The 12,710-nt window shown below is 60.9% G+C and carries 15 protein-coding genes; 10 read left to right on the top strand and 5 right to left on the bottom strand.

Annotated features, from left to right (window positions below):
- The first annotated feature begins 17 nt into the window (after positions 1-17).
- Positions 18-599, top strand: a complete 582-nt coding sequence (locus FHS84_RS11890; protein ID WP_166934458.1) for a hypothetical protein — start codon at positions 18-20, stop codon at positions 597-599.
- A 42-nt stretch (positions 600-641) separates the two neighbouring features.
- On the opposite strand, the gene FHS84_RS11885 is transcribed toward FHS84_RS11890, so the two are convergent.
- From FHS84_RS11885 to FHS84_RS11865, 5 genes are all read right to left on the bottom strand, one after another.
- Positions 642-1,175, bottom strand: a complete 534-nt coding sequence (locus FHS84_RS11885; protein ID WP_166934456.1) for a DUF1579 family protein — start codon at positions 1,173-1,175, stop codon at positions 642-644.
- Positions 1,176-1,227: 52 nt separating this feature from the next.
- Positions 1,228-2,067 (bottom strand): hypothetical protein, encoded by an 840-nt coding sequence (locus FHS84_RS11880; protein WP_166934454.1) that lies wholly within the window; start codon positions 2,065-2,067, stop codon positions 1,228-1,230.
- A gap of 77 nt (positions 2,068-2,144) precedes the next feature.
- Complete coding sequence (locus tag FHS84_RS11875) at positions 2,145-3,644, bottom strand: FAD-dependent oxidoreductase (RefSeq protein WP_166934452.1); 1,500 nt, start codon at positions 3,642-3,644, stop codon at positions 2,145-2,147.
- Positions 3,645-3,698: 54 nt separating this feature from the next.
- Positions 3,699-4,157, bottom strand: coding sequence for an excinuclease ATPase subunit (locus FHS84_RS11870; RefSeq protein ID WP_166934451.1), 459 nt, complete (start codon positions 4,155-4,157; stop codon positions 3,699-3,701).
- A 76-nt stretch (positions 4,158-4,233) separates the two neighbouring features.
- On the bottom strand, positions 4,234-4,755 hold the full coding sequence (locus FHS84_RS11865; RefSeq protein ID WP_166934449.1) for a 4'-phosphopantetheinyl transferase family protein: 522 nt from the start codon (positions 4,753-4,755) through the stop codon (positions 4,234-4,236).
- A 154-nt stretch (positions 4,756-4,909) separates the two neighbouring features.
- On the opposite strand from FHS84_RS11865, the gene FHS84_RS11860 reads away from it, so the two are divergent.
- Genes FHS84_RS11860 through FHS84_RS11820 form a run of 9 tightly spaced genes read left to right on the top strand, consistent with a single transcriptional unit; the run spans position 4,910 to position 12,706 of the window.
- Entirely contained in the window at positions 4,910-5,572 is a 663-nt protein-coding gene (locus FHS84_RS11860) for a beta-ketoacyl synthase chain length factor (protein WP_166934447.1), read from the top strand.
- Positions 5,554-6,351 carry a lysophospholipid acyltransferase family protein gene (locus FHS84_RS11855; RefSeq protein WP_166934445.1) on the top strand — a complete coding sequence of 266 codons (798 nt, stop codon included), beginning with the start codon at positions 5,554-5,556 and terminating at the stop codon, positions 6,349-6,351. The genes FHS84_RS11860 and FHS84_RS11855 overlap by 19 nt, the downstream gene beginning before the upstream one ends.
- Positions 6,338-6,595 (top strand): phosphopantetheine-binding protein, encoded by a 258-nt coding sequence (locus FHS84_RS11850; protein ID WP_166934443.1) that lies wholly within the window; start codon positions 6,338-6,340, stop codon positions 6,593-6,595. Before FHS84_RS11855 ends, FHS84_RS11850 begins: the two co-directional genes overlap by 14 nt.
- A gap of 9 nt (positions 6,596-6,604) precedes the next feature.
- Entirely contained in the window at positions 6,605-6,859 is a 255-nt protein-coding gene (locus tag FHS84_RS11845; protein ID WP_166934440.1) for an acyl carrier protein, read from the top strand.
- A complete protein-coding gene (locus FHS84_RS11840) occupies positions 6,843-7,412 on the top strand; it encodes a COG4648 family protein (RefSeq protein WP_166934438.1) in 570 nt (189 codons plus the stop codon). The genes FHS84_RS11845 and FHS84_RS11840 overlap by 17 nt, the downstream gene beginning before the upstream one ends.
- Positions 7,409-9,055: an ApeI family dehydratase gene (locus tag FHS84_RS11835; protein WP_166934436.1), complete on the top strand. Its 1,647-nt coding sequence runs from the start codon at positions 7,409-7,411 to the stop codon at positions 9,053-9,055. The genes FHS84_RS11840 and FHS84_RS11835 overlap by 4 nt, the downstream gene beginning before the upstream one ends.
- On the top strand, positions 9,052-10,755 hold the full coding sequence (locus tag FHS84_RS11830) for a glycosyltransferase family 2 protein (protein ID WP_166934434.1): 1,704 nt from the start codon (positions 9,052-9,054) through the stop codon (positions 10,753-10,755). Before FHS84_RS11835 ends, FHS84_RS11830 begins: the two co-directional genes overlap by 4 nt.
- Entirely contained in the window at positions 10,752-12,293 is a 1,542-nt protein-coding gene (locus FHS84_RS11825) for an HAL/PAL/TAL family ammonia-lyase (protein WP_166934433.1), read from the top strand. Before FHS84_RS11830 ends, FHS84_RS11825 begins: the two co-directional genes overlap by 4 nt.
- A complete protein-coding gene (locus FHS84_RS11820; protein ID WP_166934431.1) occupies positions 12,290-12,706 on the top strand; it encodes an acyl-CoA thioesterase in 417 nt (138 codons plus the stop codon). The genes FHS84_RS11825 and FHS84_RS11820 overlap by 4 nt, the downstream gene beginning before the upstream one ends.
- Positions 12,707-12,710 lie beyond the last annotated feature (4 nt).

Here is a 12,710-nt window from a genome sequence, read left to right as displayed (position 1 = left end):
GTCTCGGGGGCCTTGCGATGCGTTTTCCGGTTTTTACGTTGGCTGTGGCCACAGTCCTGGCGGGCTGCTCGGGGGTGCTGCCGCGGGAATCGCAGGCCAACACCGCATCGTTCGAGACTTACAACGACCTCCAGGCGGCTTACGACAAGATCGTTCCGGGCTCGACGAACCTGACCCAATTGGCCGCGATCGGGCTTGATCCCAAAGCGCTGCCGAACATCGAAGTCCTGTCCTACATCGAGGTCACGAACAAGTTCATGCCGCAGTATTCGCCGATCACCATCGATCGCGTACCAAAAGGCGCCCGCGAGTGTATCGAGGCGAAAAGCCGGTGTTCAGCCCTGGTGTTCCGCTTTGACCGCCGTCAGAGCCGGCATAACGGCAACGTTGTCGCCGACTTGCTGCAGTTTCATCAGGACAAGGTGAAATACGGCTGGTCGGCGGAGATCATTCTTCTGATGCGCGATGAGGATGTGGTCTACAAGGTAATGTCGGGGATGCCCTACGCCGAAGAGCGCATGGAAAACACACGTCCGCTCGGCCCGCTGCAAGATGTCGATGGCGTCGGGAACGACAAATCCAAAAAGAAAAAGCGCTGACAAGCCGTAACCGCCAGCGCTTTCGTTCCATCGAGTTCGGCGTCAGTTTCTGCCTTTATTCAAGTGCAGCTTGGCGATCGGCTGGAGTGCTCCGTCCTTTTCCATTTCCATCGTCCAATTCCACTTGGCGGTCTTGGCATCATAGGCAAATGTCGAATGGAGGTTTCCCTTCGGCGTTTTGAACACGAACGGCAGCGTATCGCCGACGCGCGGCGTGACCGCAACGATCGCTTCCGGATCGATCGTACCGCTGTTATCGAGCCAAGCGCAGACGTAGCGCGCCTTTGCGGCGTCATAGCCGATATAGGCGATGACTTCGAACTCCTCGAGTTCCTTGGCGTTCTCTTCTTCCGACACATCGCGGAAGCGCAAATAGTTGTTCTGGATGCTCCATTCGGCTTTGAAGTTATGCTTGGCCGGGTGGCCGTTGTAGGTGCCGGTGACTTTCCATCGGCCTGTCATCTGCTCCAGGAATGCGTCCGGCGCCGGCAGGTCCGCAGCCAAAGCTGGTACTGCCGCCGCGATCAAGAGCGCGCCCAGAAAATACATGGCACGAAGAGCTGTTCTTGTACGCATGATTGCCCCCAAATTTTGTCAGCATGACATAGATTGCAGCTTCGGATGGGTTTTAGCTGCCAACGGAGAAGTCGAAGTAGCTATCAGCTTGGCCTGTACCGAAAAAGCCGACCGAACGGACAGTCGCGCTATGGATGACAATAGCATATTCGCCACTTTTGAGTGGGGTTGCCGGTGTCACTTTGTAGACCGTAAAGCCCGCACGCACCCCGGCTTGATTAGCGTATTGCTCGCACGTGACCTCAACGCGACGATCCTGCGGAATTCCGCCCGAATACGACATATAACCCCCGCCGATTGAAACTTCGCGCGTGCCATTTTTTCTCGCTGCAAACGTCGCCAGTGTGAAATAGCTCTGCGGTTGTGCGTTGCTGGGGACCGCCAAGAGGAAACTTGGTTGATTGTTGGTCAGGTGTAGAGTGGCGGTGGAACCTAGCAAAACTGCATACTGTCCTATACCACCGAAGCCGAGCCCGCGTGAGGCGGTGCGTAGTTGAGGAGTGAGGTAGTGCATTGCAATACGTTTGCTTCCGTCGAGAAGAATGACTTCTTCCGGATTGAATGCTCCGTATACTGCGTTTGTCGCTTTGCTGGCTGTCGACGATGAAGTGCTTGCCGAACCAGCCGCGGGCTTGGGTGCGTCGGCTCGCATCATAGCCTGGATGACTGCGTCGGGTACGCCTTCCTTATTGAGTTCGATCAAGGCGGTAGCGGACGTGTCAAAGGCGGTTTTAGAACCTTCAATCGCGAGCAGGATTGAATCCTGTGAGATTTTCGCGTGAACGAGATTTATCACATCGCGGTTTGTCATCGGCTTGGCGCTTTTTGCGAAGCTGGGCGTAGCCGTGAATACCAATGCGAATGTCAGAAATGCGAACAGCCATTTGGCCATTGTAAGTCCCCCCATGCAGGCGGACCATTTGAGCCAAGTAACAACCTTGAGTCTAGTTAAGTGGTAGCGACTGCCTATTATTCGCAGACTTGGCCACCTTCGCAGATCGCGTTGGCGACGCGGGTGCCGGAAATCACGACGGCCTCGATCCCGGCGCCGGTATCGGTTCCGGCTCCGGCGAGGTAGAGACCGGGAATAGGCGTCTGCATGCGCGGCCGCCAGACGGCGCGCGCGGCGCCGTAGATATTGCCATTCCGGGCACCGGTGAATGTTGTGAAGGTCGCCGGCGTGGCCGCCTCGCGGTAGATGATGTGGCGGCTTAAGTCCGGAAATACCGATTGTTCGACCACATCGATCAGGCGATTGACCACGCCATTTTTGTGCGCCCGATAGGACGGATCGGTTTTTGACGGCCACGCGGCGGCTTCGGCTTCGGACAGCAGGAGCAGGAGGGTGACCGCGGAACAGCCGGGCGGGGCCAGTTTCGGATCGAGAACCGAAGGATTGCCGACGCCGAAGGCCAGATCGCCCTTACGGATGAAAATACGCGGCGGCAAATCCATCACGGCATCGAGGCCGAGGCTGACGAGAACTGCGGAAGGCCCGCGCCGAAGGCCGTTCACGCGCCGGGCATAGCCCGCGGGCAGGTGCTGCGGATCGGTGAGGCCGGTCAGCATGGTGACGACGTCGCCGTTGGCGATCACAACCGGCGCGGAAAATACTTCGCCCGCGACAGTGCGAACGCCGGCGACGCGGCCGCCTTCGATCATGATCTCGGCGATGCGTGTCTTCGTAGCGATCCGGCCGCCGTGATCGTCCACACTGCGGGCGAGAGTGTCGGCAATTGTCTGCGATCCCCCACGGGGATATCGGCCGCCTTCGAAATAATAACCGTAAAGCGGCGCCATATCGTGGACCGAGAGATTGTCCGGTGTGGCCGCGATGTACTCCGAAACGGTCTGCAGAAGCGTGTGCAGGCAGTCGTCGTTGGTGAACGTGCGCAGCATGTCGGCGAAGCGTTCGCGCATCCACCGCGCAGCGCTGGGATGGCTCGCATTCCAGGCGCGCAAATCCTCCAAGCGCGGCGGTACTGGGATGCCGCCGGTGCGGCCGACGTCGGCATATAGATCGCGATAGATTGCGGCCATCTCCGCCATGAACCGGCGGATGCCTTCCGCTTGTGCCGGGAAGGCCGCGCAGAGCGCGTCTTCGAATGCCTGTTGCGACTGCCCGGCTGCGACGCGGATGCCGTCGATCCAATAGAGGTGATGCACCCGTTCCCAGGCGATCGACGCTCCGATCTGGCCGAGCAGGTTGGTTACCGGGCCGCTTGGTCCTAGGCCGCTGATGTCCTGAACGCCGGAATCGAAGGTGAACAACCCGGGATGACCGGCAACCCGGCGCCGCCAGGAGGTGCAGTTGCCGCCGCATTGGTAATGCGTTTCGGCCACCAGAACCTTGAGCCCACGCGCCGCCAGCAGGGACGCCGCCGTCAGGCCGCCAATCCCTGCTCCGATCACGATGACGTCGAACTCAGACCGTGTGCAATACGCAACCATGGACGTCAGTCGTCTCACGGCCGACGCCTCGCAGCAACGCGGCCCGTTGCCAGGGGTAAGGCAATCAGCCGATCACTTGGCGAGCTTGACGAACTCACCCTTCATGGCGATGCCGTCCATCAGCAGCCCGGAATGGCACTCAACGGTCTTGTCGATCGCCACTTCGTTTTTCTTGTAATAGCTGTTGATGCCGATAACCGCATTGGCGCCCAACGCCTTGGCTTTCTCCTGGAAGGCGATCAGTCCGTCGAGGAAGGCGCGTTCGCAGCCGCGGGTGCTGTTGCGCCCGAAGCCGTTGGCTTTTTTGTTGGTTACCGCTTCGCCGAGATGTTTGACGATCGCCGGGTGAGTGGCGGTGCCGAAATAGAACTTCACCGAACCGTCGATGTGCGCCAGCGTGTCGGGCGCGTTCAGCGCCTGCTGAAGGTCGAGCGCAATTATGTCATCGGCGGCAGAGGCCGGCACGACGGCGAGCAAGGCCAGAGCGCCCACGGCGGCAACACTGCAAAAGATCTTTCTGATGGTCGGCACGGTTCCCTCCAGACCCAATAGATTAACGTAAGGATATTTATCTGCCGCAACTTGGAGGTGTCAAATCAAGCCTGATTTACCGCACATATTTGATGCCGCACGGTTGGTCCGAGCGCCACAAAACGGTGAGTTGGAAGTCGCCGCCGACCTGATGCTGGAGCAAGTAGTTGCCCTCGACGGTCTGCCACGAATCGTCCCGCGCAGGTCCGGCGAGTACCTGGCGCAATTCCTTTTCGCGCGGCCAGCATTGGTATGCCTTGAAGTGCGCTTCGAGGAATGTCCACGCACGATAGAAGCCGTTGCACGCGACGGGTGTCGCGAACGATGGCAGGAAGTTCGCCAGGATCGCGTCAAATGGACGGTCCGGCGCCATCCATTCGATGTCGATGCCGAGGGCGGTAACTGGTGGGACGGCGCAAGCGGCTGCAACCATGGCCCGGCTATGGGACTTGGAGACCATCCCTGCAGAGCCTGCGGCGGCGCTCAGCCGAGTGGCGAGGGCGGACGCGTAGGGGGATTGAACCCGATGGGCCTGCCGGGCGCGAACGTCATCCGCTGGAATGACGTCCACGCCATACAAGATCCTGTCGCCGAGCATGCCGTCTCCTGCGTAAGTCCTTGAGCAAACGGAGCTTTGGCATCTCCGCGGAATGCTACATTTGGTCGCAAGATTTGCAGCGTGACGCCGAGGGCCCTATCGTTACTGACCGCCATGACCGATAGTTTAGGAAAATCAGTCAGTAGCTGATGGGATGCGAAATTACACGTTAGGCGTGCAGCAGTGGGCCGCGGTCCTGCAAAGTCCTGACGGCGAACGGGTTTTCGGCGAGGCAGGGGGTGAGGACATCATCCCGCCCGGCGTCCGTCGTCGAATGGGCAAGCTCGAGCGCTTGGCCGTGCGCGTTATGCTGAGTGTACTCAAGTCCGGGACGACCTCCGAGCTGATCTTCTGCTCCCGCTATGGCAATCTCGAAACGCTGACGGCGCTTTTGCGCAGCATCGGCGTCGGCGAGCCGATGTCGCCGATGGCGTTCTCGGGCTCGGTGCATAACGCCGCTCCCGGTATGGTCGGGCAAATCCGCAAAGAGAAAATCGCACACACGGCACTCGCCGGAGGTGAAAACACCTTGCGGGCGGGGTTGGCAGAAGCCTATGCCCGGCTGGCGGCCGATCGCTGCCCGGACGTCATTGTGGCCTATGCGGACTTGCCGTTGGCCGACGTTTACGCTGATTTTGAAAACGATCCCGCTCCGGCTGGTGTAGGACTGGCGATGCGGCTGATCTTGGAGGAGGCTGGGAGCGCAGCCGTTGAGGTAATGCCGGGACGCGCGGGGGCGCAGGCATTGATCGAGCAGCTGCGGGTGTGTGGTGGAGTATTGGCCGTTGGGGGCGGACCATGGAGTATGTCGGCGTAGTCGGCAGGCGGGCTGAGCGCCTGTATCGGCAGATCGGGACCGGTTTTGCATTCGTGCTGTTCGGCGTGGGCGGGGTCGTTCTCTCCGTAACCCTGTTCCCGTTCTATTGCCTGTTCTACAGCGATCCGCAGGAGCGCGCGGGTATTGCGCAGCGGACGGTGCGGGAGACGTGGCGGCTGTTCGTTTGGCTGCTGGTCAACATGCGCCTGATCGATCTCGAGCTCGAAGGCGTCGACATCCTGCGTCAGGAAACCGGCACTCTGATTATCGCGAACCATCCGTCGCTGATCGACATCGTGCTGATTATTTCGCTGATGGAGCGGGCCCAGTGCGTTGTGAAGGAGGGTGTGTGGAAGAACCCCTTCATGCGTGGGGTTGTTAAGGCCACCAACTATATTCCCAATCTCGGCGATCCCGAGCGAACGCTGCGAGAATGTGTCGCAGCTTTAAAATCGGGAAACAACCTCGTCATCTTTCCGGAAGGAACCCGGACCAAGCCCGGCAAGCAGGTGCGTCTGGAAAGAGGCTTTGCCAACATCGCGATTCGCGCTGGTGCGCCGATACGGATTGTCACGGTCTGCTGCAATCCGCCTATGCTTCGCAAAGGCGAAAAGTGGTATGAAAGTCCAGTTCGTAGGGCCTGCTTCAGAGTTCGCGTGGGCGAGCGTATAGAGACTGCCGAGGTCTTCGATTCCCGCTTGCCCGCCCGCTGTGCTCGAGACCTGACGGCACAAATAACAAAGCGATTTGAGGAAGTGATCGCCCATGAACCCGCTTGAGGACGAGCTGAGAGAGCTTATCGTCTCGGCCCTGCAACTCGAAGACGTCAAGCCGTCCGACATCGATCCGGAGGAGCCGCTGTTCGGCGACAGCGGGCTGGCGCTGGACTCGATCGACGCCCTCGAAATCGGTGTGCAGATCCAGAAGAAATACGGCGTCAAGATCGATCCTGAAGACGAGCATGTCTCGGAGTACTTCCGCAGCGTTCGCTCATTGGCTAATTACATTTCCGGCAAACGCTGAGAGGAAGACATGGAGCGCGACGAGATCTTCGCGAAGGTTCGGGGGTACATCTCGACGCTGTTCGAAGTCCCTGCCGACAGCATCACCCTCGATTCGGACCTCCAGAAGGACCTGGACCTCGACAGCATCGATGCTGTGGACCTGATCGTGAAGGTTCAGGAATTTACGGGCCAGAAGATCAAGCCGGACGAATTCAAAACCGTGCGCACGGTGCGCGATGTCGTCGACCGGATCTACGATCTGACCAATGTCAAAACGAGTTGACGTTCCGGCCCTCATTTTTACGACGTTCTCGGTTCTCTATCCGCTGATCGCGGTCACGCTGCTCCGTACCTTCGGCGCCATGGCGGCGTTTGCGCTGGTGATGGTGTTGCTCGCCGGACGCCTGCTTCTGCCCGTATTGCGGAAGGTGCCGTTGTCGCTCACCGTGGCGCTGATCCCGGTGCTCATCGCGATGGCGGCGGTAAGTCTGTTCGACGTCGCCTTGTCGGTGCGCCTCTATCCGGTGTTCATGAATGCCGTGCTGCTGGTGACCTTCGCGATCAGTCTGATGCGGCCGCCGACGGTCGCGGAACGGTTCGCACGCGCTATGGAGCCCGATTTGCCGGAAGCGGGCGTCCGTTATACCCGTACTGTCACCGAGGTCTGGGTAGCCTTCTTCACTCTCAACGGCGCTATTGCCTTATGGACGGTATTGCAGCCCGGCTGGGACGCATGGCTGATCTATAACGGCGCCATTGCCTATGCCGCGGCGGGTCTGTTGTTCGCCGGCGAATATCTCGTGCGGCTATCCGTCAAGCGAAGGGGCGCACGATGAGCGCTCTGTTCGACGCAGTGTGCACGGCCGATCCTGCCGTGGTGCTGTTCTCCAGCAAGAATGGGCCGATCACCGCCGGCCGCATCCGCCGCACCGCGATGGATGTTGCCGCCAAGCTACCTGCCGGCAAGCCGGTCTATCTGCATACGGTCAGCGCGGCGCTGTTCGTGTGCGGATTGTTGGCAGCCGCAACACGGCGCGCGACGGTGTTCTGTCCCGCCCATGTTCAGCCCGAATACCTGCGTGAGATCGGTGCTGCGGACGGCGTTGTCCTTACCGACGAGAATGTGGCGGGTGCACTGCCGCTGGAGCTTGCGACCGAAACCGGCCGGTTCGACATCATTCCCGGCGACATCGATCTCAATTTCTTCACGTCGGGCACCACCTCCGCGCCCAAGCTTGTGCCCAAGCGCATCGCCCAGTTGGACCTCGAAGGCCAGAAGCTGCATCGACTGTGGTCGTCACGGGCAGGGCATGTCTACGCCACCGTTTCGCACCAGCACATTTACGGCATGTTGTTCCGCATTTTCTGGCCGGTGATTTCGAAGCGGGTTTCGGAAGACCGTCCGGTGGAAACCTGGGAGATGCTGTCGGGCAAACTCACGCCGGAGACGACGCTGGTCTCGAGCCCGGCACATCTGACGCGTATCCCGGATGGCTTTGATACGGGTGCGCCGTCGCTGATTTTCTCATCGGGTGCTCCGCTGCCGCTCGATGCCGCGTATCATGCCCGCGAGAAATTTGGCTCGTTGCCGATCGAAGTGCTGGGCTCGACCGAGACCGGCGGCATCGCCTGGCGCCAGCAGGAGCGATCCGACACGCTGTGGACGCCGTTCGAAGATGTCGGCATCGAAGCCGATGCGGACGGCGGATTGGTGGTCGTTTCGACGGTGGCGGGTGACGCACCGGTGGTGACCGGCGATCTGGTGGAAAAGGTAGACGCGCAGTTCCGTCTGAAAGGGCGGGGTGACCGTATCGCCAAGATCGACGGTAACCGCGTGTCGTTGCCGCGGGTGGAGGAGGCGCTGGTTGCCTTGCCTCTGATCGATGCTGCGGCCGTGGTGGATCTGCCGCAGCGCAAGGGGGCCCTCGGGGCCATCATCGAACTCAATGCCGACGGCAAGGCCGCACTGAAGGAGTTCGGCGCATTTCGTCTTTCGCGCAAGCTGCGCGAAATGCTGGTCGGACGAATGGAGCCGCGCGAGCGTCCCAAGCATTGGCTGTTTGCGCCGATCCCGCTCGATCGTCAGGGCAAGCGCGTGCAGGCGGTGCTGCGGGCGAAGTTCGTTCTGCACGGCGACATTGAACTGGGGATCCTGTCGGCGGCTTCGGTTGACGGTGACAGCGCTGAACTATCTCTCGAACTCAATCCGGAGATGGTCTGGTTCAAGGGCCATTTTCCCGACGAGCCGATCCTGCCGGGTATCGCGCAAACCCATATGGCGGTGATCTGGGCGGAATGCTTGTGGGGCTTCCGGCCGTTTGGCGCCAACCTCACCCAGGTAAAATTCCGCCGCGTTATGCGTCCGGGTTCGCAGGTGATCCTGCGGCTGACGCGCGATCTCGATCGCCAGAGGCTGAGCTTCAGTTACGAATTCGACGGCATCATCACCTCCGAAGGCAAGATCGGAGGCTGGTCATGACCGCGCTGCGGCTCTGTGCCGTCATTCCGACCTGTAATCACACGACGGCGCTCGATGCCATCCTGACCCGCCTCGACGCGGCGGGATTGCCCGTCATTGTGATCGACGACGGCAGCGCGGCTGCCAATGCCGAAATTCTGCGCGCCATTTGCGCCCGTCATCCAAACTGCGAATTGCAGCGCCACGTGTTCAACGGCGGCAAGGGATTTGCGGTGATGTGCGGCATGGCGCGCGCCGCCGAGCGTGGATTTTCTCATGCCGTTCAGGTCGACGCCGACGGCCAGCACGATCTCGACGCACTGGGCGCGTTGATCGCTATGGCCGAGCGCAACCCCGATGCCATCGTCACCGGCGCTCCGATCTACGATGCTTCGGCTCCGGCGAAGCGGCGGTTCGGGCGCAAGTTCACGACCTTCTGGATTCGCATCAATACGCTGTCGTTTCGTCTGCCCGATGCGATGTGCGGTTTCCGCATCTACCCCGTGGAAAAAACATTGGCGCTGGTGCGCAAATCGGTCCGCGGATTGCGCATGGATTTCGACGTCGAGGTTCTGGTCAAGGCGCATTGGGCGGGCATTGCGGTAGCGCCCGTGCCGGTCAAGGTGATCTATCCTGAAGGCAATCTGTCGAACTTCCAGATGGTCGCCGACAATATCCGCCTTGCGAAAATGCAAACGCGGTTGTTTTTCGGGATGTTGTGGCGGGCGCCGTCGCTCCTGTTCTCGAAGCCGCCGCGGATTGTCGGCGGGGAACCGACGCGCTGGTCGGTGATGCGCGAGCGCGGCGCCGGATGGGGCCTGCATCTGCTCGCAGCGGTATACCGCCTGCTTGGACGTACCGTGTGCCTCGCCGTCATGGTGCCGGTGATCCTCTATTTCTTCCTCTCCGGTCGCGAGCAGCGCGAAGCTTCGCGCGATTTCCTCGACCGTATGTGGCGGGCGGGACATCTCAAACGCAAGCCGACATCGTGGACCAGCTTCCAGCACTTTCTCGCGTTCGGAGGTTCGGCGCTCGACAAGTTTGCGGCCTGGACCGGCGGCATTTCCCATTCGAAGCTGCGCGGGGACGGTGTCGCTGCGCTCAACGAACTGGTGGCGAAGAAAGAGGGCGCGTTCATTATCACCGCGCATGTCGGTAACCCCGACGTGGTGCGCGCCATCGGTGTTCTCGGCAATGCGGTGCCGCTCAATGTTCTGGTGCACACCGAGAACGCCGAGATGTTCAACAAGCTCATCGCCCAGTTCTCGCCGCAGGCACCGGTACGCGCCATTCCCGTCACCAAGGTCGGCGCCGACACCGCCATCCTTCTCAGCGATGCGATCGCACGCGGCGAGTGGGTGGTGATGGTTGGCGATCGCGTACCGGTATCGGATGGCGGACGGGTGGTGGAGGTGCCATTCTTCGGCGAACTGGCGGCGTTTCCGCAAGGACCTTACGTGCTTGCGTCGATCCTCAAGGCGCCGGTGTACTTGTTGTTCTGTGCTCGCGAGCGCGGCGTTTTCGAAGTCCGCTTCACGAAATTCGCCGACCGTATCGATCTGCCGCGGCGCGACCGGATGGGGGCCATCCGGGCCTATGCCGAGCAATACGCCAAGGCGCTGGAAGCCGAGGTAGCAGCGCGGCCGCTGCAGTGGTTCAATTTCTATTCGTTCTGGCATCGTACAAGCAGCGCAGGGGGCCTGCAGAAAGCAACGTCATGAGTACTGTGGAGTTCGGGGGAGCCCGCATTACGATCGAAGACATCTGGAATCTGGCGCATCGCAAAAGCGAAGCGAGGATTGCTGGTGGCGATGCACGGGCACGGGTGGCGCATTCGGCGGAAATCGTCGACGGTTTGGTTGCGTCGGGGGCAACCGTTTATGGCATTACGACCGGTTACGGCGATTCCTGCGAGACCGAGATTCCGGCCGAACTGGTCAAGGAACTGCCGATCCATCTGACGCGCTATCATCGCTGCGGCATGGGTCGCATTCTCACCGACGAAGAGACGCGGGCGGTGCTGGCAGTTCGGCTCGCCAATCTGATGCAAGGCTGGTCGGGCGTCAGCGTGGCGCTGGTCGAGCTTCTGGCGGCGATGCTGCAGCACGACATCCTGCCCGAGATTCCGGCCGAAGGTTCGGTCGGCGCCAGTGGCGATCTTACGCCGCTCAGTTATGTCGCTGCGTCTCTGGCCGGCGAAAGCTGGGTGCGCTTTGAAGGCGAGCGGATGATATCGGCGAAAGCTTTCGCAAAGGCGGGCATCAAGCCGATCACCCTCAGGCCGAAAGAGGCGCTCGCCGTCATGAACGGCACCGCGGTGATGACCGGTCTCGCGGCGCTGGCGTTCCGCCGGGCGGAAAACCTGGCGCGGCTCGCCTGCCGCATCACCTCGATGGCGACCTTGGCGATCCTCGGTAATCCGGCGCATTTCGACAAGCGTCTGGCCGATGCCAAGCCCCATCCCGGCCAGGCCAAGGCAATGGCGCGCATCCGCGGCGATCTCAAAGCCTATCTCGCCAACAGCGAGCCGAGCCGCATCCAGGACCGTTATTCGATCCGTTGCGCGCCGCATGTGATCGGCGTGTTGGAAGACATGCTGCCGGCATTCCGCGGCTTGATCGAAACCGAAATCAACAGCGCCAACGATAATCCGTTGTTTGATCCCGCCGACGGCCGTCCGCTGCACGGCGGGCATTTCTACGGCGGCCATATCTGCTTTGCCATGGACGGTCTGAAAACGCTGACCGCGAACGTCGCCGATCTTCTCGATCGCCAGCTCGCGCTTCTGGTCGACAAGCGCTACTCGAATGGCCTGCCGCAGAATCTTTCGGGATCGGAAGGGGCGCGTGCCGCTATCAATCACGGCCTCAAGGCGGTGCAGATTGCGGTCTCGGCGTGGACGGCGGAAGCGCTCAAGCTGACCATGCCCGCCAGTGTGTTCTCGCGCTCGACCGAATGCCACAACCAGGACAAAGTTTCGATGGGCACGATTGCGGCGCGCGATGCTTTACGCGTGCTCGAACTTTGCGAGCAGGTGGCAGCGGCGAGCCTTATGGCGGTGACACAAGGCGTTCGGCTGCGCCAGCGTGCGGGCGAGGTGAGTGCGGCCATGCTGGGTACGCGTCTCGAGGCATTCATGGCCGAAGCGGGCGCGATCATTCCGGTGCTCAACGGCGATACGCCGCTCGATGCCGCTTTGGGACGCATCACTACGGCCATTCGCGACGGAGCGGTCGTTCTCGATCAGGAAGAAGCATGAGCGCGATCGTCAGCGAAACCGTCCGGACCTGTCCGCAGTTCTACGACATTGACCCAATGGGCGTGGTCTGGCACGGCAATTACGCACGCTTCTTCGAACTGGGCCGGGCGGCACTCCTGACCAAGATCGGCTATGGTTACGACGCCATGCTAGCAAGCGGATATCTATGGCCGGTGGTCGACATGCACATACGATATTATCGGCCGATGAAACTCGGCCAATGGATCGATATCGTCACCTCGATCAGCGAATGGGAGTGCCGGCTGAAACTCGATTTCCTGGCCCGTGACGCCGAAACCGGCGAGAAGCTGTCGAAGGCGAGTTCGGTTCAGGTTGCCGTCGACATGAAGACCAACGAAATGCAGTGGCAAACCCCGCCGATCCTCAAGGAGAAGTTGGCGCCCTATTTGTGATGCA

This window comes from Rhizomicrobium electricum (genome assembly GCF_011762045.1).
Lineage (GTDB): Bacteria > Pseudomonadota > Alphaproteobacteria > Micropepsales > Micropepsaceae > Rhizomicrobium > Rhizomicrobium electricum.
The sequence above is the reverse complement of the archived record's forward strand: the minus strand, read 5'-3'. Positions and strand labels throughout refer to the sequence as shown.